The organism is Rhodanobacter sp. C01 (assembly GCF_002001045.1).
Classification (GTDB): domain Bacteria; phylum Pseudomonadota; class Gammaproteobacteria; order Xanthomonadales; family Rhodanobacteraceae; genus Rhodanobacter.
The window spans coordinates 263,534-283,207 of record NZ_MUNR01000014.1; the positions used below are offsets into that span (position 1 = coordinate 263,534).

A 19,674-nucleotide genomic window follows, 5' to 3' on the forward strand; every position below is an offset into this window, starting at 1 on the left:
CCCGATGCTAAGCTGCAGCCGTTGTTTCGACAGACATGGATCATGAGCGGACGCCGAGACCAGCACGACGCGGATGCGCCCCGTCGCACCGAACCCACCCTGGGTGATCTCGATCACCTGGACGAACCGCGCGCGTCCTCCGGTGACGGTTTGCCAGAGGTAAAGGTCGAGCCGCGTCATACGCGTGCACGAACGGTGTCGCCGCCACGGCGTGGTGGTCGGCGCGGCTGGCTGGTTCCGCTGCTGCTCCTGCTGGTGATCGGGCTGGTTACCGCGCTGTGGCTCAACCGGGACTGGTTGAGCAGCAAGGTGCCGCGCACCGATTTCAACAACGTGCTGGGACAGGCGCAGCAGGCCTTGCAGGCCGGCCATCTGGACGGTCAGGACGGCACCAGCGCGCGTGAGCTGTTCCAACAGGCGCTGGCGCTGGAACCGGACAACGACCGTGCCCGCGCTGGCTTGCGTCAGGTCGGACAGGCCGAGTTGTCGAAGGCTGATGCTGCCCTGCAGGCCGGCCAGCTGGCGCAGGCCACGCAGCAGGCCGCAGCAGCTCGCGAATTGCTCGGTGGCGGCAGCGACATCGATCGGCTCGACCAGTCGATCGCCAGAGCGCATGCCACACAGGTAACGACGGTGGACCTGGTCGATCGTGCCCAGCAGGCACTGGCTGCTGGGCAACTGGATGGTCCGCAGGGCGCCGGTGCGCTGTATCGCCAACTGTTGCAGGCCGACCCCGGCAATGCGGTGGCCGCACACGGACTGGACCAGGTGGGTGATGCGCTGGCCGTGCAGGCACGCAAGGCCTTCGACGCGCACGACAGCGCGCAGGCCAACGCGAACATCGAGCAGCTCGCCGCGTTGCAGCCGAACAATGGCGCGCTGCCAGCGCTGCGCGCACTGCAGGCGCAGGTGCAGCAGCAGGACAACAGTGCGCTGGATACTGCCCTCAAGCAGGGCAGGGATGCGCTGCGTGCGGGCCGCATCGGCGGTCCCGGCGACGATACCGCGCTGGCCTATTTCAAGGCGGCGCTTGCGCTTGATCCGGACAATGCCCAGGCCAAGGGCGGCCTTGGTGATGTGGCGGAGGCGCTGACCGTGCAGGCGAATGCAGCCATTGATGCGAGTGACATCACGCAGGCCGGCAAACTGCTTGACCAGGCGGCTGCGCTGGCACCGAAATCGGCCGACCTTGCCGCAGCGCGTGCACGCCTGGCCAATGCCTTGCAGGTGCAGGGCGCCGCGGCAGCACCATCAGACGATGATGGTGTGGCCCCTCCCGCGCAGGCACCGCTGTCGCCGCAGCAAGGCGCAGCGGTGACGCAGCTGGTGCAGCGCGCGCAGGTAGCCACCCGCAACGGCAATATCATGATGCCGCCGGGCGACAGCGCGTATGACCTGTATCGCAGTGCACTGGCGATCGACGGCAACAATGCCGCCGCACTGCAGGGGTTGCAGGGACTGCCGGGCCAGGTCGAACAGCAGTTCAACCAGGATCTGGCCAGCGGCCAGCTGAAGCGGGCCGGCGACATGCTGGCGAACCTCGCCGATCTGGCGCCGGGCGATGCCGCGCAGGGCCCGCTGGGCAACCGGCTGGCGTCGGCGTGGCTCGACCAGGCTGAGCAGCAGCTGTCCAGCGGTGATCGCGCAGGTGCTGCGCAATCGCTGGATCAGGCCCGCAAGCTGGCGCCGAATCATCCCCGCCTGCTGGATCTCAGCGCGCGGTTGCAAGCCAGCCAATGAGCGCGGCATGACGATACTGGTTCTCGGTGGCAGCAGTCAGATCGGTCATTTCCTGTTGTCGCGCCTGTGTGCCAGCGGCGAGCAAGTGCTGGCGCTGAGCAGACATCCACGATCGGAGCGGGCGCGACCTGCGCAGGGCGGCGTGGAGTGGTTGCAGGGCTCATTCCCGGCAGCCGTGCCGGCGCTGCCGCCGTTGTCGGCGATCATCAGCTTCGGCCCGCTGTGGGCGCTGGCGGAGTGGTTGTCGAATGTCCCGTTGAGTGATGCACCGCGCGTGATCGCCACCAGTTCGATGAGTGCCGAGACCAAGCGCGATTCCAGCGTGGCGGCCGAGCGCGACATCTCGCGCCAGTTGCGCGAGGGCGAGGCGGCACTGGCTGCCGCCTGCGCCCGTCACGGTTGTGCATGGACGGTGCTGCGACCGACCCTGATCTACGGTGCCGGCCTGGACAAGAGCCTGACCCCGATTGCCCGTCGTGCGATGCGCCTGCGGCTGTTTCCGCTGCCGGCCGGGCACGGCCTGCGTCAGCCGGTGCATGCGGACGACATCGCCCAGGCCGTGCTGGCGGCGCTGGAGTGCCCGGCAGCGGCCGGGCGCATCCTGTCGATCGGCGGCGGTGAACGCCTGCCGGCCACGGAAATGTTTGCGCGGGTGCGCAGCAGCCTGACACGGACCACCGTGCCGCTGCCGCTGCCGGCGTGGTTGCTGCGGCTGGGGCAACATGCGTTGCCGCCACTGCGGGGGCCGCTGAATCGGCTGGACGCCGACCTGATCGCCGACAACGACGAATTGCGCCGATTGCTCGGCATCAACCCGCGGCCGTTCCGTCCCGACTCGTCGATGTGGATACCGCCGGTATAAGGCGACCCGTCACTTTGCCCCCGTCTTGCCCCGAAACCGGCCGCGGCGTTCATTTGCGCGCCGGGATGCAGGCCCTATGATCGACTTACTCTGCCGCCGGATTTCCTCACGTTGGATCTACTGACCCGTACACGTTCGATCGCGCGCGCCTGCTGGCCCTGGCTGCGCATCCCGTTCTGGATCGGCATGGGCCTGTTGTTCGGCTTCGTGCTGCCGTACACGCTGGTGCTGAACAAACGCGTGCAGGATCGCTTCAACGATCTGGTGTTCGCCGTGCCCACGCGCGTGTATGCGCGTCCATTGCCGCTGGCGGCCGACACACCGATGACACCGGCTGCGCTGGAGCTGGAGCTGACCTTTGCCGGCTACAGCGACGATGGTCACGGCGAGGTGGCCGGCAGCTGGATGAGACAGGGTACGCGCTACACCATCTCCTCGCGCGGCTACGCCGGCCCGGATGGCGGCGAATTGCCCAAGCGCATCCGTGTGACCTTGGGCAAGGGGAACGTGCAGTCGGTGCAGGATGCAGGGAGTGGCAAGAGCATCGCACTGACCCACCTGGATCCGGCGCGCATCGCCACGTTGTACGGTGCCAGCCAGGAAGAGCGGCGCTTCGTGCGACTCGCCGATGTCCCGCCGCTATTGGTCGGTGGGCTGCAGGCCGTCGAGGACCGCGACTTCAAGCATCACATCGGCGTCGACTTCAGCGCGATCCTGCGTGCGGCATTCGCCAACCTGCGGGCCGGGCATACCGTGCAGGGTGGTTCCACGCTGACCCAGCAGCTGGTGCGCAACCTGTTCCTGAGCCGCGACCAGAACTTCACGCGCAAGATCAATGAAGCATTGATGTCGATGCTGCTGGAGGCGCATTACGGCAAGGATCGGATCCTCGAGGCCTACGTCAACGATGTGTTCCTTGGTCAGCAGGGTGATCAGGCCATCCACGGGTTTGCCGCGGGCGCGGAGTTCTACTTCGGTCGTCGGCTGGAGGATCTGCGGCCGCAGGAGATCGCCTTGCTGGTCGGCATGGTGAAGGGGCCAAGCTATTACGACCCGCGTCGTGCACCGGCACGGGCGTTGACCCGTCGCAACCTGGTACTGCAGGAGTTCACCAATACCGGTCTGCTCACCGCCGCGCAGGCCAGTGCCGCGCAGGCGGCACCGCTGGACATCGTCAGCAACGGCCAGCTGCCGCACAACCGCTTCCCCGCGTTCATGCAGCTGGTGCGCACGCAGATCACCGCCGATTTCGATGACGACACGCTGCGCCAGGGCAATCTGTCGATCTTCACCACGCTCGATCCGGCTGCCCAGCTCTACACCGAGCAGGCGATCACCAGCACCATGAAGTCGCTCGGCAAGCGGGCCGATACGTTGCAGGCTGCGGCGGTGGTGACCGATGCGCAGACCGGCAGTGTGCTGGCCGTGGTTGGCAGCAAGATCCCGGGCGACCAGGGCTTCAATCGCGCGCTGGATGCACGTCGCCCGATCGGCTCGACGGTCAAACCGTTTGTTTACCTGGTGGCGTTGACCGATCCGGAACGCTGGAATCTGGCCAGTCTGCTCGACGACAGCCCGATCAGCATGCGCCAGTCCGACGGCAGCATGTGGACGCCGCAGAACGACGACAACCAGAGCCACGGTCAGGTGCCGATGGTCGAGGCACTGGAGCAGTCGTGGAATCTCGCCAGCATCCGTCTTGGTCTGGCGGTGGGTCTGCCGCGGATCAAGTCGTTCCTCGAATCGTTCGGCCTCAGCAACGTCAATCCGGGTCCGTCGCTGCTGATTGGCGCGCTTGATCTGGCGCCGCTGCAACTGACCCAGTTGTACCAGTATCTGGCTGCCGACGGTCATGCATTGCCGCTGGTGGCGGTACGTGGCGTGGTCGACGGCAACGGCATCACCATCAAGCGTTACCAGGTGCAGGGAGGCAAGGGCGAGTACCAGGACGCGGTGCATCTGACTACCTGGGCGATGCAGCAGGTCGCGCTGCGCGGGACGGCGAGTGCGATCGGCAATTCCGGGCTGGCGTGGTTGCATGCGGCGGGCAAGACCGGCACCAGCAACGATACCCGCGACAGCTGGTTCGCCGGCTTCACTGGCGAGCATCTGGCGATTTTCTGGATGGGCCGCGACGACAACAAGTCGACCGGTCTGTTCGGCGCCACCGGTGCCTTGCGCGCATGGCGCGAACTGTTCGCGAAGCTGCCGACCGGGCCGCTGTCCGCTGCTCCGGCCGCCGGACTGGAAATGGCCTGGATCAATCCGGCCGACGGCAAGCGCACAGAGTCGCAGTGCGAAGGTGCACTGCAGGTGCCGGTGATTGCCGGCACACTATCCAGTGATACCGAGGGCTGTTTCTGGCAAGGTGTGCAGAGCCTGTTCAGTGGCGGTGACCATCCAGCCTCTGCCGCCAGCGCTGCACCGGCCGCAACCGACACACCCATCCGGAATTAACCATGCTGCATTCCTCGAAGCAATTATTCGTACTTCCCATCCTGCTGGCCGTCAGCTTGCTCGCCGGTTGTAATCTATTTGAACGGACGCAGGCGCCGGTCACGCCGATCGTGGTGCCGGATCACGACATGATCGGTGCGATCCATGCCGCGGGTGATCGCGAAAAGTCGGTCATCGACGTCAACCCGTTGCGCGATCCCGGTGTCAGCGCATTGCAGGACGCGGCAAAGAAGGATGAGCAGGCTGGCCGCTACGCAGACGCGGCAGTCAATCTCGACCAGGCGCTCAAGCTCAGCCCGGACTCACCCGACCTGCTGCAGGATCGCGCCGAGATCGCGATACGCCTGAAGGATTTTGCCGGTGCCGAAAGGTTCGCCCACCAGTCGTGGTCGCTTGGTCCCAAGCTTGGTCCGCTGTGCGCACGCAACTGGCAGACCATCGTGGAGATGCGCTTGCAGGCTGGCGATGAGGCCGGTGCCGACACCGCGCGCAAGTGGGTGCCGCAGTGTCACAAGGCAGGCGTGCAGCGGTATTGAATGTGATGATGGGATGGCAGCAGATCGCGAGCAGCTTCGACGCATCGGCACAAGCTTTTCAGAACAGTGCTGTCAGCAGCAACACGATGCCGACGATGCTTGCCGCCCAGATCAGGGTGCGCAAATAGGGGATGCCTGCCGCATAGACCGGCACATAAACCAGGCGCGCCCAGAAGTAGAGTTGCGCACCCAGCACGGTCATGCCGCTGTGGCGCGGCAGCAGGCAGGCGACAAGTACCACGGCGATGAAGAACGGGAAAGTCTCCAGGAAATTGGCACGGGCACGATCCAGCCGGGCGGCGACGCCGGTCAGCGCTGGCGTGACGCCGTCGCGTGCACCGGCGGCCCAGCCCAGTCCGCGTTGACTGACCGAAAAGATCGCGGCAAGCGCGATCTGCACCAACCCTAGTACGACACTCCAAGCCAGCATGCGCAACTCGATGCTCATGACGCGTCTCCTTCATGGTCACGGTATCGTGGACCTCCTTCGTTACGGCTGCCAGTGCTGACTTTGCGCACCTCTGGCTAGCGCATATTTGCCAACCCGCGCGGCACCTCATCCCGGGGGTGCTGGATGCAATAGAGCGCCCAGCGCAGGCGATGACAGTCGCCTGGAGCTCCCCGCCCTTCCGTTGCGCGGCCGCCCACGTCGGCCATTTCAATTTCGCGACCGACAAACGTCGTAGCAAGGTGGAAGCAAAAGGTCATGGTTGAGACCCGCCTGTCATACGACGGGCAGATCACGCACCGTGCTGTGGATGACGGGTTCAAGGACGGCTTCACCTGGAGGTTGTGAGCGAACAGCTCGTGGCTTTCAGGGAACGCATGAATCGCCCGTCGATTCAACAATCCGTTTCAGGATAAGAATGGCTATGCATAACGATAAATATCTTCTGATCTATCCATCGCTTGTTTTTGGACAAACGGTCGGTTTGCCGAAATTGTGTGGTTGTACTTCGACAGTTGGCGTCGATCTTCGCGTCAAGGGAGTGGTTCCTCCCGTTATAGAGGCCCGGGAAGATGTTTTCCCGGCCTATACCTTGGGCGTGGATTATCCCTTCGGGGAGTTTGATCTGTGACGAACGGGCCGGTTTCGACGGAAACCATCAGTGGCGTTAAACGGACGATTAATGGCAACGCGTGATGAAGCACTTGGCTGGTACGGTCACGGATAGGCCGCCGCGAATCATTCGCAGCGCTTGTCCACTGCGGTGATTTGGAATGGTATGCGAAGGAACGCAGGCAAACAGTGGAACTGACCTGAAGAGCGATCGCCAGGAAGGCGCGGGCCCTCACTGTCGCCGGCGTTCTCATCTGGAACCGGTTTGCCGCATGCCAGTGCTGGGCCATACTTCAGCGATGATCGATTCTGACTATACGCGGCCGGATGACCCGCCTGCCGATGTCATCGGCACCCTGCTCGGCGCCGATGGCCCGTTCGCGCGCGAGTTGCCGAACTTCGCACCGCGACTGGCGCAGCAGGCGATGGCGCGCGCGGTGCAACATGCCATTGCCGGACGCGACACGTTGATCGCCGAGGCCGGTACCGGTACCGGCAAGACGTTTGCGTACCTGGTGCCTGCGCTGCTCTCCGGCGAGCGCGTGATCATCTCCACCGGCACCAAGACGCTGCAGGACCAGCTGTATTTCCGCGATCTGCCGAAGGTGCGTTCGGTGCTCAGTGCGCGCCTGAAGACCGCGTTGCTGAAAGGTCGCGCAAATTACCTGTGCCTGTACCGGCTCGACCAGACCGTGCGCGAGGGTGCCACGTTCGAGCGCACGCAGGCAGCGCAACTGGCGACGATCCGCGCGTGGTCCGCGCGCACGCGCCGCGGCGACCGGATGGAACTGGCCGAAGTACCGGAGGAGTCGCCGCTGTGGCCGCGGGTCACCTCCACGCCGGAAAACTGCCTCGGCGTGGAGTGTCCGTTCTTTGACGATTGCCATGTGGTGAAGGCGCGCCGTGAGGCCATGGAGGCGGACGTGGTGGTGGTCAACCACCATCTGCTGTTTGCCGATCTGGCGCTGAAGCAGGATGGCTTCGGCGAGATCCTGCCGGGCGCGGCAGCCTTCATCCTGGACGAGGCACACCAGATTCCCGAGCTGGCCGGCCAGTTCTTCTCGCAGAGCATCAGCGCGCGCCAGCTGACCGAGCTGGCACAGGATGCGCTGACCGAATGCAACGGCATTACCGGCGCGATCGGCCTGCTGCTGGAGCCGGTCGAAGCGCTGCAGGATGCATTGCGCAAGCTGCGGCTGGCGATGGATGCGTTGCCATCGCGTGGTTCGTTCCAGCAACTGGAGGATCGCGCCGGTGTGCGCGAGGGGTTGCATGATTTGCGCGAACTACTCGCCACGCTGGCTGAACTGCTCGCCTCGCAGGCCGAGCGCTCGCGTGGTTTCGCGAACTTGCATGAGCGCGCTGACCTGTTCATCGAACGGCTTGACCGCATCGTCGAGTCGCACGGCGATCATGATGTGCGCTGGTACGAAACCCTTCCACGCGGCTTCGCCCTGTACGCCACGCCGCTGGATCTGGCGGTACCGATGCGCGGCCTGCGCGAGCGTACCCATGCGGCGTGGATCCACACGTCGGCCACGCTGTCGGTGGCCGGCAACTTCGATCATTTCGCACGTCAGCTCGGGCTGGATGATCCGCAGACGCTTAGCCTGGAAAGCCCGTTCGACTACGCGCGACAGGCGCTGTGTTATCTGCCGTCCGGCCTGCCTGATCCCAATGCACGCGATTACACCGAGCAAGTGATCGAGACCGTGTTGCCGGCGCTGCACGCCTCGAACGGTCGCGCATTCCTGCTGTTCACCTCGCATCGCGCCCTGCGTAGGGCGGCCGAACTGCTGCAGGACAAGGTGCCGTGGCCATTGTTCGTGCAGGGCACCGCGCCGCGGCCACGCCTGCTGGAGGAATTTCGCGCCAGCGGCCATGGCGTGTTGCTGGGTGCGGCGAGTTTCTGGGAAGGTGTCGACGTGGTCGGCGAGGCGCTCAGCGTGGTGGTGATCGACAAGCTGCCATTCGCAGCACCGGACGATCCGGTGCTGATGGCACGGCTGGAGGCACTGGAACAATCCGGCATCAACCCGTTCATGGGCTGGCAGGTACCCAGCGCGGTGATCGCACTGAAGCAGGGCGCCGGCCGGCTGATCCGCGACGTGCATGATCGCGGCGTGCTGGTTCTGTGCGATCCGCGACTGACTACCAAGGGTTATGGCAAGCTGTTCCTGGCCAGCCTGCCGCCGATGCCACGCACGCGCGAGCTGGCGGATGTGCGGGCATTCTTTGACGATACGGAAAACACGACAGCAGCCACGGGCTGAGGAGACGGGACATGGCCAAGGCAATCGGACTCGGTGGAATCTTCTTCAAGTCACGCGACCCGGCCGCACTCAGCGCCTGGTACGCGAAGCACCTTGGCCTGCCTCTCGAAGACTGGGGCGGTGTGCGCTTCGACGAGGACGCTGCGCGTCCCGGCTCCACGCTATGGGCGCCGTTCGCCGCCGATACCGGTTACTTCGCGCCAAGCATGCAGCCGTACATGATCAACTTTCGCGTGGACGACCTTGCTGCGCTGCTGGCGCAACTGCGCACCGCCGGTGTCACGGTGGACGAGCGCACGGACACCAACGAACTTGGCAGCTTCGGCTGGATCATGGATCCGGACGGTACGCGGATCGAGCTGTGGCAGCCACCGGCGTGAATCTGTATATCCGTGTCTGGCTACTGATGTGACAGTCCGATAGATGACGGCCGAGATGGAGCCCGATCTGTCCACCGCGCCTGAACTTCTGGGCGTGCTGGAAGCACTGCGTCAACGCGAACCGATCTTTCATCGTCCCGAGTTCGGCACCAGCCGCGCCGATTTCGAGCGTATGACCGAGGCGGACTTCTGGGAAGTGGGCGCATCCGGTCGGCGCTATAGCCGACAGTATGTCCTGGACGTGCTCGATGCACGGCGCGACTCTCCCGAGCCGGATATATGGGAAACCTCCGGGTTTCACTGTAGCGCGCTCGCCACGGATCTTTACCTGCTCACCTACACGTTGCGACAGGGCTCACGGCTGACCCGGCGCGCCACTGTCTGGCGGCATACGCCGGACGGCTGGAAGATCGTGTTCCATCAGGGTACCGAAGTAGCAGGAAGCTGAGCCGTCAATCCAGGGCCGCGCCGAAGCGATCATTGCGCGGCAGATAGTGATGCTGCGGATCCAGCGAAGCGACTACATAGCGCGAGCGACCGACAATCTCGCCACGCGGAAAGAAGCCGAAATAGCGTGAATCCATGCTGTTGTCGCGATCGTCGCCGAGCAGCAGGTACTGGCCGGCGGGTACCTTCACCGGTCCGAAATTGCTGGCTGGGCTCGGCCGGTTCACCGACAGCCGTATCGCGTGGTGCATGTCGCCATAGCGCTCGATTTCGTAATGCGCCGGATTCTGCAGGTCGTCGTGGATGCCGCTGTAGTTGCCGACGGCATAGCTGGCGGCATGGCCGTTGATATAGAGCACGTTGCCGCGCATCGCGACTTCATCGCCAGGCAGGCCGATCACCCGTTTCACCAGCCGCTCGTTGGCGGCGTGCGAGTCCAGCACCACGATGTCGCCGCGCTGCGGGTCGGCCAGATGGATCAACGAGATGTGGGTCAGCGGCAGGCGGATGTCATAGGCCGCCTTGTCGACGAAGATGCGGTCGCCGATCTTGATGGTGGGTTGCATCGAGCCGGTCGGCACCACGTTCCAGTCGGCCACTGCGCTACGGAACATGACCATGCACAGCATGAAGGTGATGAAACCCTTGTTGCGTCCCAGGAACCTCGCGATCGCGTGCATGGAACCCCCTGTTTCTTGGTGGAATGGCGAGCCGGATATCTGCGGCTGAATGCCTGTTACTGGATGACCGCATGGGCAACGCGAAGTTTCACGGCCATCGCCATGCCACCTTCCGGCCCGCAGCCAGGCCGGCGTTGCCCGCCGGCTTACCGTGGTGGCTGTTGTGATCGAGGCTCCAATCCAGGGAGTGCGATTCGATGAGTGCATGGACACAGACGGTGACGGCCAAGGTGCTGGGCATCGGCGTGCTGGCGCTGCTGATGACGATACCGCTGCTGCAGGTGAGCGGACTGGTGCACGAGCGCCAGCTGTTGCGCGAAACAGCGATTGCGCAGATCGCGCAAGGCTGGGGTGGGGCACAGGTGCTGGGTGGCCCGGTGTTGACGGTGCCGACATTGCATCAGGCGACGGTGGCGGACAACCAGCCGCCGCAATGGCGTGCCGGCAGCGAAAGCATCCTGGCCGACACGCTGACCACGGACGTGGCGTTGGCCGTGCAGACGCGGCGCTACGGCATCTACGACGCGCCCGTGTTCGTCGCCACGGTGAAACTGGATGGCAGTTTCCGGGCGGAGGATCTGGCACAGTTCAAGCAGGCCAGCAATGTCCAGTGGCAGGGCAGCAAGGCCGAGCTGCGGCTGCCGATCGGCGATCTGCGCGGGTTGCAGGAAGTCGGCGAGTTGCGCATCAATGGCAAGCCGGCACGTTTCGATTCGTCGGCCGACCGTCTCGGCCCGTGGTCGAACGTGGTGGTGCCGATCGATCTGGACGCATTGGGCAACCAGCCGATCCATGTAGAGATCAGCCTCAAGCTGGCGGGCACCGAGTCGCTGCAGTTGCTGCCACTGGCGCGCAGCACCGACGTGACGATGCGTGCTCCGTGGCGCGATCCCAGCTTCGTCGGCGCGGCACTGCCGCTGGAACATCAGCTCGATGCGAAAGGATTCAGCGCGCACTGGCACCTGCTCGATCTCAATCGCAGCTACGGCCAGCACTGGACAGATGGCGGAGATGGCATGGACAAGTCGCTGCAGGCATCGACGTTCGGCGTGCAGCTGTACCAGCCGGTCGACGTCTACCAGCGCAATGAGCGTGCGGGGAAATACGGGCTGCTGTTCATCGCGATGACTTTCGTCGCGTTCTTCCTGTTCGAGGTACTCAAGCGGCTGCGTGTGCATCCGGTGCAGTACCTGCTGGTCGGCGCGGCACTGGCCACGTTCTACGTGGTGCTGCTGGCACTGTCCGAGCAGATCGGTTTCGGCGCGGCGTATGCGGCGGCCGCAGCGGCCGTGGTGCTGATCATCGGCGGCTACGCGACGGCGGTGCTGCGCGCGCGACGGGCTGGCCTGCTACTGGGCGGCGTGATCGCGTTGATCTACGCGATGCTGTACGGGCTGATCGCCGCCGAGCAGTATGCACTGCTGATCGGTGCGCTGGTGCTCTTGGTGATGGTCGCGCTGATGATGTACCTGACACGCCGCATCGACTGGTACGCCTACGTACCGATGACGTCGGAACCCGCTGTGCCGCCACCGGCGCCGCCAGCCGCTATCATGGTGCAGCCATGAACCTGCTCGCGATCGAAACCGCCACCGAAGCCTGCTCCGTTGCCCTGATCCACGGCGACGAACTGATCGCGCGCAGCGAGATCGCGCCACGCCGGCATACCGAGCTGGTATTGCCGATGGCCGATGCGTTGCTCGCCGAAGCTGGCATCGGCCGCCATGCGCTGGACGCCATCGCCGTGGGTCGCGGTCCCGGTGCCTTCACCGGTGTGCGGCTCGGCGTATCGCTGGCGCAAGGTGTGGCGCTGGCGCTGGACCTGCCGGTGATCACCATTTCGTCGCTGGCTGCGCTGGCGCTGGAAGCTCCGGAAGAGGAAGGCACGGCGATCCTCGCCGTGATCGACGCGCGCATGGGCGATATCTACGCCGCCTGTTACCGCCGCGATGACAACGGCGGATTGATCGCGCTGGACGACGAACGCATCTGCACCGCCGAGACCCTGCAGTTGCCGCAAGCCGCCGCGTGGCAGGTCGTCGGCAGCGGCTGGGCCACCTATGCCACGGTACTGTGCGAGCGCCTTACCGGCACCCTGCATTCGGCCGATGGCCTGCGCTATCCGCAGGCTGCGCATGTCGCCGAGTTGGCGCTGCGCGAATTCAGGGCTGGCCGTATGCAGGCACCGGAGCTGGCATTGCCGGTGTATCTGCGCGACAAGGTGGCGTTGACGCTGGTGGAACAGGGCAAGGCCTGAGCTACCTATTTGCTGAGCTGTGGAATGCTATTTTCACGAAGCTCTGTATTGCTGAAATCAGGTTAACCCAATTTCTGTCAACAATTCAAAATAGCTCTGGTACCCCGAGACCTGCTGTCCTGCCGGCTTTTCTTCGACGCACGGACATGGATGACGCCTTTTCGCTTTACTCAGCCGCGCGTCGCTTAACGGCCCAAACAGGCTAGGCCTGCGGTGGTTCCCTGCACAAAAAAAGAGCCGGGCTTTCGCCCGGCTCAGGTTTATATGGAATCAGTAGGACGTGTTAAAAAAAGTCCGGGAAAATTCCATTGTCAGCAGGATAACCCTGCAGGCGATTGGGAGCCACTTGCGCACCTGCCGGGACGGTTATGGCCGCCCCCGTCGGATCGGTGAGCATGAACGACTGGAAGCCGTTGCCCAGGCTGGTCCACAGATAAGCGTTGCCTGCGGCGTTGGTGAACAGGATATCCACGAGGCCATCACCGTTGAAGTCGCCGATTGTCGCGATCGAGTATCCCGGTGCGAGCGCACGCGTCTGGGTCTGGACGATCGATGTTCCGTTCATGAGCCACCAACCGAACTGGTTGGTGCTGGTGTTGGTCCAGAGCAGGTCGCTGTCGCCATCGCCATTGACGTCGCCGGCCCCCTGCAGGGTCCAGCCTGCCGGGACATTCTCGATGAAGTGCGAGGTAAACACGCCACCCAGCGGGCCCCCGTCGTTGGTCCAGATATACAAGTCGTTGCTCGGGCCCATCCAGACAAAATCGGCGTAGTAATTGCCGCTGACGTTGGCCAGGGTGAGTTTGTAGCCACTGGCTGCCGTGATGAGTGGCGACATCGTATGCGTCACGGTACCGACGGCTCCCGTGGTGGCACCGGCTGTGAAGGTGTTGAACGTCCACCAGCCAACCTGACCCGACGCATTGTTGCGCCATACGAGCTGCATCTGACCACTGGTGATACGAGCGGCACCGACGATGGTCCATCCGGTCGGGTAACTGCCGGCATCATAGGCGGCCGTGTGCCCATTGCCGTCATTGAGCAGGATATACAGCTCGTTGGTGGCAGGGTTGGTAAAGGCAAAGTCGGCAATGCCATCGCCATTGAAGTCGCCAATGGCGGCGATCGTGTAGCCCTTGAGCAGGCCGGTCTCATTGATGGTTGCATTGACCGTGCTGCCGACCATGCCGAGTTCGGTCAAGGTGCCCGTGGTGGGGTTGACCAGCGCCACGTCGGTACGTCCATCGACCTGGAACGGAAGCTGACCTTCGTCACCCGGGAACTGAGTGGAGTTGGAAGTGAGGAAGTCGCTGGGAGCCATGGGGAAAAATTCATAGCTTCCCCCATCGAATCCCACCTTGTTGTAGTTGACCGAAGCACTGGCCAAGTTGGCGGCATTCACCGAGCCCAGGCCGGTGGCGTAGCTGTAACCGGCATTCGTGGCATAGGCGGGCACCAGGCTGACGCTGCCGCCGAGGCTGAGCACGCCATAGGCATCGAGCCCACGGCTATAGCAACTCGGCGTACCTGCATAGCACGGAACATCGATATTGCCCACGGTGACGTTGTTGAATACACACTTATTGCCCGCAAGCGGGGTAGTCGACGAATTGCAGGCGGCCACGGAAGCGGTGTTGGGTGCCCCCTGGGTGCCGTATTCGCGCGTACCGAACAGGTACATCGCCGGATTCACGTTGCCCAGGGAAAAGCTCTCACCCGAATTACCCAGCGAGACAGCCATGGCCTGATCCACCAAGGCCTGGATACCGGCCATGGCCGGTGAAGCGAACGAGGTACCGCCGGCCGAGTTGTAGACCACGTCATCCGGGTTGGTGTAGTCACAGGTCGTGCCGCCTTCGTTCGCATCCGACATGCAGTACAGCAGCGCATGACCATACAGGCCATTGGCGGCAAACAGGGATACGTCCGGAAGCATGCGAACATTTTGTGCAGCTGAACCGTACACGCCTACCTGCCAGCTGGGCTTGTAGAAGTCTGCACTGGCACCGCCACCACCACCGGCTGTATCCAGGAAATTCTGACCGAAGCTGGTGTTGCAGAACGCCTCGCCATCGCCGGTCCCCGAATGCCCGTTGCCGGCTTCCAGGGTAAACAGCACATTGCTTGCGCAGGAGTCATTCCAGGTCTGCTCCGGCACATAGCCCAGCGCCGATCCGCCATTGGCAGCATTGGTGCTGCTCCAGTAGGTGGCGGCCTTGCCGATGTCGTAGAAGTCGGTACCACCCACAGCGGTATCGTACGGAGTGGAGGCGAGACCATTGACCGCTACGCCGTATGAAGCGGCAGCCTCATTCTGATCACACCCTGCGGCGCCAGCATCGTCCGATGCAACGAAGACGGTGGTGCCTTCGGCCACCGCTTCGCCCCAGAGTTCCACGACCTCTTCTTCCCCCGGACCCTGCGCAACTTCGCAGCCGCCGTAGCTCAGACTCATGACCTGCGGAGGATTGTTGTCCAGCAGATTTTCGGCGGCGATAAACGGACCAAAGTCGGTATCGCTGTCGGCACAAGCGGCAAACGTGATGTTGGCATCCGGTGCCGCCGCACCCGCCCACTCGGCGTCCAAAGCGGCTTCACCCTCATCACCGTTAGTGCCTGGATCGACGCAGGAGCCACCACCGTCGTCGACGCTGGTATAGCTCACGACACCAGCCGCATTGCCTGGCAGGAACGCCGAACGGAACGTGGCGATGTCAGCGGGCAGCACATCGGTGCGCTCGAGCACGGCGATGGTCTGGCCGGCACCACGAATCGGTGTGGTCGAGCCAGCGATGGCGGTGCCCGCCCACAACGAATTGACGTTGTAGATGGTGTTGAAGTCCGCCGGAACGACGTCGTATTGCGTGTTGGGATTAACGTCACCCGGAGGATTCGTGAAGCCTGGTGCATTGGCGACCTTGGTCCAGTGGCCGGTGCTGCCCTTCTTGACCGTGCCCACATCCTTCTTTTGCGACTTCGGGAAGAAGTCGTTCAGCGAGGCGACGCCAGCGACAACCTGGGACAGCGCCGCAGGAATTTGCTGGGCACTGGCATTGGCAAAATGCTTCTCGCCATTGACGGTATAGCTGTGCAACTGGGTATGGAATGCACTTTGCACGGCGGCGACATTGCCGGAGAAATGCAGACGCATGCCGGACTTGGACAGGCTGCCGACGCTCAGGCCCTGTGACCTCAGCCACTGGCTGACCTTGGCGATGTCCTGCTTGGACGGGCCGAATTTGTCGCCGAGCTGCTGCGCCGTCAGCCACTTGTGAAAGTAGGGCGAATGCGGAGTAGTCAGCTGGGTGAGATAGGACTCATAACGGGCTTGGACATCCGGGCTGCGTTTGAGCAGGAGTGTCATGCCCTTGAGTTGCTTGCTTGAGGTAAGCGCGCCGGTATCGAACTTGGCGCTCGCTGCCGGCAGCACGCTGCCTTTGACCGCGACGAGCTGGCTGCTGTCCACGGCGCTCGTGATGAGCGGCGCGGCGGCCGTCATTGGAATATTTGGTGCAGCCTTCGGTGCCGTGGCCTGTACAGCGGGTAGACCGCCGACAACCACCAGCCCGCATGTGGCAAGCCACATGAAGTGTTTGTTGTGCATTTTTAATCCCCTTTGGATAGATCGATCATCACCGCGTTGCACGGCGGCAATAGCCGGCAACGTCACGCGTTGGTATGCGATACAACCTTGGATTTCCCCGACCCCCCGGCTACGGCCAATCTCGAAGCACAAATCCGTCCCTGCATCCCAGCCCATGGATCGAATGGCTGAATAAAGGGTCCCCGGACAGGTTCGGTTTTCCCGGACAATTTCTCCGAGTGCGTGAGCATTGCAGAACCGCATGACGGATGCACGTGTGCAAGAACTTGCGCAAGATGCGCGCAAAAAGTGAGGTGTCAGAGCTGGATATCAGAGCTTTCCGATCACCAATTGCACCATCAGGCTGCTCACCGACACGGCGATCCACACGCCCAGACCAAGCAGGATCGGCCGCGCACCGCTGGCAATCATCCTGCGCAAATCTGCTGACAGGCCAATCGCGGTCAGCGCCACGATGATCAGGAACTCTGCCAGCAGATGGATGGCAGGCTGGATCGCTACAGGAACCAGACCTGCGGTGCGTACCGCCGAGGCGACCAGAAACCACAGGATGAACCACGGGAAGATACTGGCGAGGCTGAAATGGCCGACGCTGCCTTCCTGCTTGTGTCGGCGCTTTTCGCGCGCGGCGACCACAAGGGCAAGGACCAGGCAGACCGGGATGATCAGGGTGGCACGGGTCAGCTTGACGATGGTGGCGTAGTCGCCGGCGGCATGGCTGTAGCTGTAGCCGGCGGCAACTACCGACGAGGTGTCGTTGATCGCGGTGCCGGCCCACAGGCCAAAACCCATGTCGGACATGTGCATCAGGTGGCCGAGCAGCGGAAACAGCAGCACCGCGACCAGGTTGAACAGGAAGATGGTGGAGATCGCGAACGCGGTGTCGTGGTCGTCGGGCCGAATGATCGGTGTCACCGCGGCAATTGCCGAGCCACCGCAGATTGCGGTGCCCACGCCAATCAGGATCTTCAGCTTGTCGTGCACGCCAAGCCAGCGGCCAAGCAGTCGCGCGGCGAGGAACGCCACGGTCATCGTCACCAGGGTCACCGACAGCGATTCGAGGCCGGTCTTCGCTACCTGGCTCAGGCTGAGGCCGAAGCCCAGCGTGATGATCGACCACTGCAGCACCTGCTTGCCGGCGAAGGCGATGCCGTGCGCGAACTGTGCACCGGGAGCGAACAGGTTGCGCACCAGAATACCCAGCACGATGCCGAACACCGGACCGCCGATCAGTGGCGCGAACCGGCCCAGCTGCCAAGCCACCAGCGCGATCACGATGGCCAGCAACAGGCCGGGTGCGCGGCTGCGCAACGTGGGGTGGACAAGGGTGGCGATGGATGACGCGTTCATGCATGGACTCCGGAAGTTGCGCCATTGTCCGCGTCCGCATCAATCAGGAAAATTTGGAATATCTGATAAGACGTATAAGATAGGCTGATGATCAACATCAGCCCGCGCCAGCTTGAAGTGTTCGTGCAGATCGCGTTGCATGGCAGCGTACGTGCCGCCGCCGAGCGGCTGCACCTGACCCAGCCAGCTGCCAGCATGGCACTGGCCGAGATGGAGCGGCAGCTGGATGCGCCGGTGTTTGCACGCGAACGCGGCCGCCTGCGTCTCAATGCGCGTGGCCGCGAACTGCTGCCGCTGGCGCAGGAGCTGCTGGAGCGGCATGCCGAATTCGGCCGACGTGGCAGTGAGGATGGCTCGGCGCTGGGGGGCGAGCTGCGCATCGGCGCCAGCAACACGGTGGGCAATTACCGCGTGGACGAACTGCTTGGCACGTTCGTGCGTGCGCATCCCCAGGTAGCGATCCGCCTGCGTGTGGCGAATACCGAGACGATTGCCGCAGGCGTGCTGGATCACGGCCTGGACATCGGCTGTGTCGAAGGGCCGGTGACCCATCCCCTGCTGGAAGTGTTGCCGTGGCGCGACGACCTGCTGGTGGTCTGCGCTTCACCCGAGCATCCGCTGGCACGCAAGCGCAGCCTGAAGCCGACGGATTTCGCCGGTGCGCGCTGGGTATTGCGCGAGCCTGGTTCGGCGACGCGCGCGATCAGCGAGCGGGTGCTGGCGCAACTTCCTCCTGGCGAAACCGTGCTTGAACTCGATCAGATCGAGGCGATCAAGCAGGTCGTGGTCGCCGGACTGGGCATCGCCTGCCTGCCGGCGGTGGCGGTTACCGACGCGCTTGCGACGGGACGGTTGAAGGCACTGAAAACCCCGTTCCTCGATCTGCGGCGCAAGCTCTCGCTGTTGCTGCATCGGCAGAAGTATCGCGGTGCGTTGCTGGACGCATTCCTCGACAGCACCAGTTTTGGCCGTTGAGTCCGTGTCACGGCTGACCCGCGGCAGGCCGTCCATGGCCTGCGCAATCCGCGGTCATGCAGAGAATTCGTCCAGGTGCATGGCCGCTTGCGGAGTTATTGTCTTGTCGCCACAAACGACATGCTGGTCCCGCGCAGCTTGTCGTCGACGGCGATGTTCATCGTCGTGCCATCGGCCGCGATGGTCATTTTGGAAATGCTGATCACCTTGCCGTTGCGCTTGTCGGTTTCCTGCAGGCTGTTCTTGCCGAGCTTCCTGATCGAGACGCTGGTGGTACCCGGATCACCCTTGTAGGGCGCGTCCGTGCCGTCCATCCTGGCGGTGTAGGACTGGCCGGTCGGGCTGGTCATGCTCAGGTTGTCACCGTCGACCTTGTAGGCGAAGGTCAGTCCGTTGTCGGAAACGCTGCTGTAGCTCGTCGTTCGCCAGGAGCCGGAAATGGCATGGGCTCCCTTTGGGCCCATGGTCACGCGGGTCATGCTGCCCTTGCCTGTCACCGGGTCGGCATTGGTGTTGCTGCTGTCGGTGAATTCGAAGGTCGCGGTTTTCCCGTCGGGAGCAACGGTCATGGTTGACGTCGCGACGACCTTGCCGTCGCGCTTGTCGGTCTCCTGGATGGAGTGATCATCGGCGGCCTTGACCGCCATCATGTCGAAATAGGGGTGGCCAGTAACCTTGTGATCTTCACCATCTGCCTTGACGCTGATGGCTGGCGCACACGTCTTGCACTCATATATCCCGTTCTGCAAAAGCAGGACGTCCGGTTTCTTAGGCATGTGAGCCTTGCTCAAATCGACCTTCCAGGTACCGTCGAAGGCATTCTGTGCCATCGCCGGTGCGGGCATCAGCCACGCTACCAGCAACCCTCCAAGCAACCCGGCGAGCAGTAACTTCTTCATGATGGGTCCTCCCCCAACGCTGTTGATCGGATGCGCGATGTCGGCGGCGTGGCCGCGCTGAGAATCCGGTTGATCCGCCTGGGCACGCAGCTGCTTCCCCTGACCAGACACAGTGCGCCGGGATATGTAAAAGCTGCCGAAACAATTCGTGACG

Annotated in this window: 16 protein-coding genes; 11 read left to right on the top strand and 5 right to left on the bottom strand. The window is 63.5% G+C overall.

Annotated elements, in window-relative coordinates; translation table 11 throughout:
• Positions 1–42: 42 nt before the first annotated feature.
• The 4 genes from B0E50_RS15330 (at position 43) to B0E50_RS15345 (ending at position 5,595) form a co-directional block, all read left to right on the top strand.
• The gene (locus tag B0E50_RS15330) at positions 43–1,740 is read left to right on the top strand and encodes a hypothetical protein (RefSeq protein ID WP_077442206.1); all 1,698 of its coding nucleotides are present in this window, start codon (positions 43–45) and stop codon (positions 1,738–1,740) included.
• Positions 1,741–1,747: 7 nt separating this feature from the next.
• Entirely contained in the window at positions 1,748–2,602 is an 855-nt protein-coding gene (locus tag B0E50_RS15335) for an NAD-dependent epimerase/dehydratase family protein (protein WP_077442207.1), read from the top strand.
• Between the two features lie 111 nt (positions 2,603–2,713).
• Positions 2,714–5,059: a penicillin-binding protein 1B gene (mrcB, locus tag B0E50_RS15340; protein WP_077442208.1), complete on the top strand. Its 2,346-nt coding sequence runs from the start codon at positions 2,714–2,716 to the stop codon at positions 5,057–5,059.
• 2 nt (positions 5,060–5,061) lie between these two features.
• Positions 5,062–5,595: a tetratricopeptide repeat protein gene (locus tag B0E50_RS15345; RefSeq protein ID WP_077442209.1), complete on the top strand. Its 534-nt coding sequence runs from the start codon at positions 5,062–5,064 to the stop codon at positions 5,593–5,595.
• 58 nt (positions 5,596–5,653) lie between these two features.
• On the opposite strand, the gene B0E50_RS15350 is transcribed toward B0E50_RS15345, so the two are convergent.
• Entirely contained in the window at positions 5,654–6,043 is a 390-nt protein-coding gene (locus tag B0E50_RS15350; RefSeq protein WP_077442210.1) for an MAPEG family protein, read from the bottom strand.
• 418 nt (positions 6,044–6,461) lie between these two features.
• Here B0E50_RS15350 and B0E50_RS18030 point away from each other — a divergent pair, with 418 nt between their 5' ends.
• The 4 genes from B0E50_RS18030 (at position 6,462) to B0E50_RS15365 (ending at position 9,756) form a co-directional block, all read left to right on the top strand.
• Positions 6,462–6,674 carry a hypothetical protein gene (locus B0E50_RS18030; protein ID WP_139350894.1) on the top strand — a complete coding sequence of 71 codons (213 nt, stop codon included), beginning with the start codon at positions 6,462–6,464 and terminating at the stop codon, positions 6,672–6,674.
• Positions 6,675–6,954: 280 nt separating this feature from the next.
• Positions 6,955–8,928 (top strand): ATP-dependent DNA helicase, encoded by a 1,974-nt coding sequence (locus B0E50_RS15355; RefSeq protein WP_077442211.1) that lies wholly within the window; start codon positions 6,955–6,957, stop codon positions 8,926–8,928.
• A gap of 11 nt (positions 8,929–8,939) precedes the next feature.
• Positions 8,940–9,308, top strand: coding sequence for a VOC family protein (locus tag B0E50_RS15360; RefSeq protein ID WP_077442212.1), 369 nt, complete (start codon positions 8,940–8,942; stop codon positions 9,306–9,308).
• 43 nt (positions 9,309–9,351) lie between these two features.
• Positions 9,352–9,756: a DUF4440 domain-containing protein gene (locus tag B0E50_RS15365; RefSeq protein WP_254427309.1), complete on the top strand. Its 405-nt coding sequence runs from the start codon at positions 9,352–9,354 to the stop codon at positions 9,754–9,756.
• A 4-nt stretch (positions 9,757–9,760) separates the two neighbouring features.
• On the opposite strand, the gene lepB is transcribed toward B0E50_RS15365, so the two are convergent.
• Positions 9,761–10,435: a signal peptidase I gene (lepB, locus tag B0E50_RS15370; protein ID WP_077442214.1), complete on the bottom strand. Its 675-nt coding sequence runs from the start codon at positions 10,433–10,435 to the stop codon at positions 9,761–9,763.
• A 197-nt stretch (positions 10,436–10,632) separates the two neighbouring features.
• Between lepB and creD the strand changes: the two genes are divergently transcribed.
• Positions 10,633–12,003 carry a cell envelope integrity protein CreD gene (gene creD / locus B0E50_RS15375; protein WP_077442215.1) on the top strand — a complete coding sequence of 457 codons (1,371 nt, stop codon included), beginning with the start codon at positions 10,633–10,635 and terminating at the stop codon, positions 12,001–12,003.
• Complete coding sequence (tsaB, locus tag B0E50_RS15380; protein ID WP_077442216.1) at positions 12,000–12,692, top strand: tRNA (adenosine(37)-N6)-threonylcarbamoyltransferase complex dimerization subunit type 1 TsaB; 693 nt, start codon at positions 12,000–12,002, stop codon at positions 12,690–12,692. Before creD ends, tsaB begins: the two co-directional genes overlap by 4 nt.
• A gap of 283 nt (positions 12,693–12,975) precedes the next feature.
• Here tsaB and B0E50_RS15385 read toward each other — a convergent pair whose 3' ends face one another.
• Positions 12,976–16,158 carry a protease pro-enzyme activation domain-containing protein gene (locus B0E50_RS15385; protein WP_168170897.1) on the bottom strand — a complete coding sequence of 1,061 codons (3,183 nt, stop codon included), beginning with the start codon at positions 16,156–16,158 and terminating at the stop codon, positions 12,976–12,978.
• Positions 16,159–16,605: 447 nt separating this feature from the next.
• Entirely contained in the window at positions 16,606–17,646 is a 1,041-nt protein-coding gene (locus B0E50_RS15390; protein WP_077442218.1) for a YeiH family protein, read from the bottom strand.
• Between the two features lie 87 nt (positions 17,647–17,733).
• On the opposite strand from B0E50_RS15390, the gene B0E50_RS15395 reads away from it, so the two are divergent.
• Positions 17,734–18,621, top strand: coding sequence for a LysR substrate-binding domain-containing protein (locus B0E50_RS15395; protein ID WP_077442219.1), 888 nt, complete (start codon positions 17,734–17,736; stop codon positions 18,619–18,621).
• A 95-nt stretch (positions 18,622–18,716) separates the two neighbouring features.
• Here B0E50_RS15395 and B0E50_RS15400 read toward each other — a convergent pair whose 3' ends face one another.
• Positions 18,717–19,631: a hypothetical protein gene (locus B0E50_RS15400; protein ID WP_254427310.1), complete on the bottom strand. Its 915-nt coding sequence runs from the start codon at positions 19,629–19,631 to the stop codon at positions 18,717–18,719.
• Positions 19,632–19,674 lie beyond the last annotated feature (43 nt).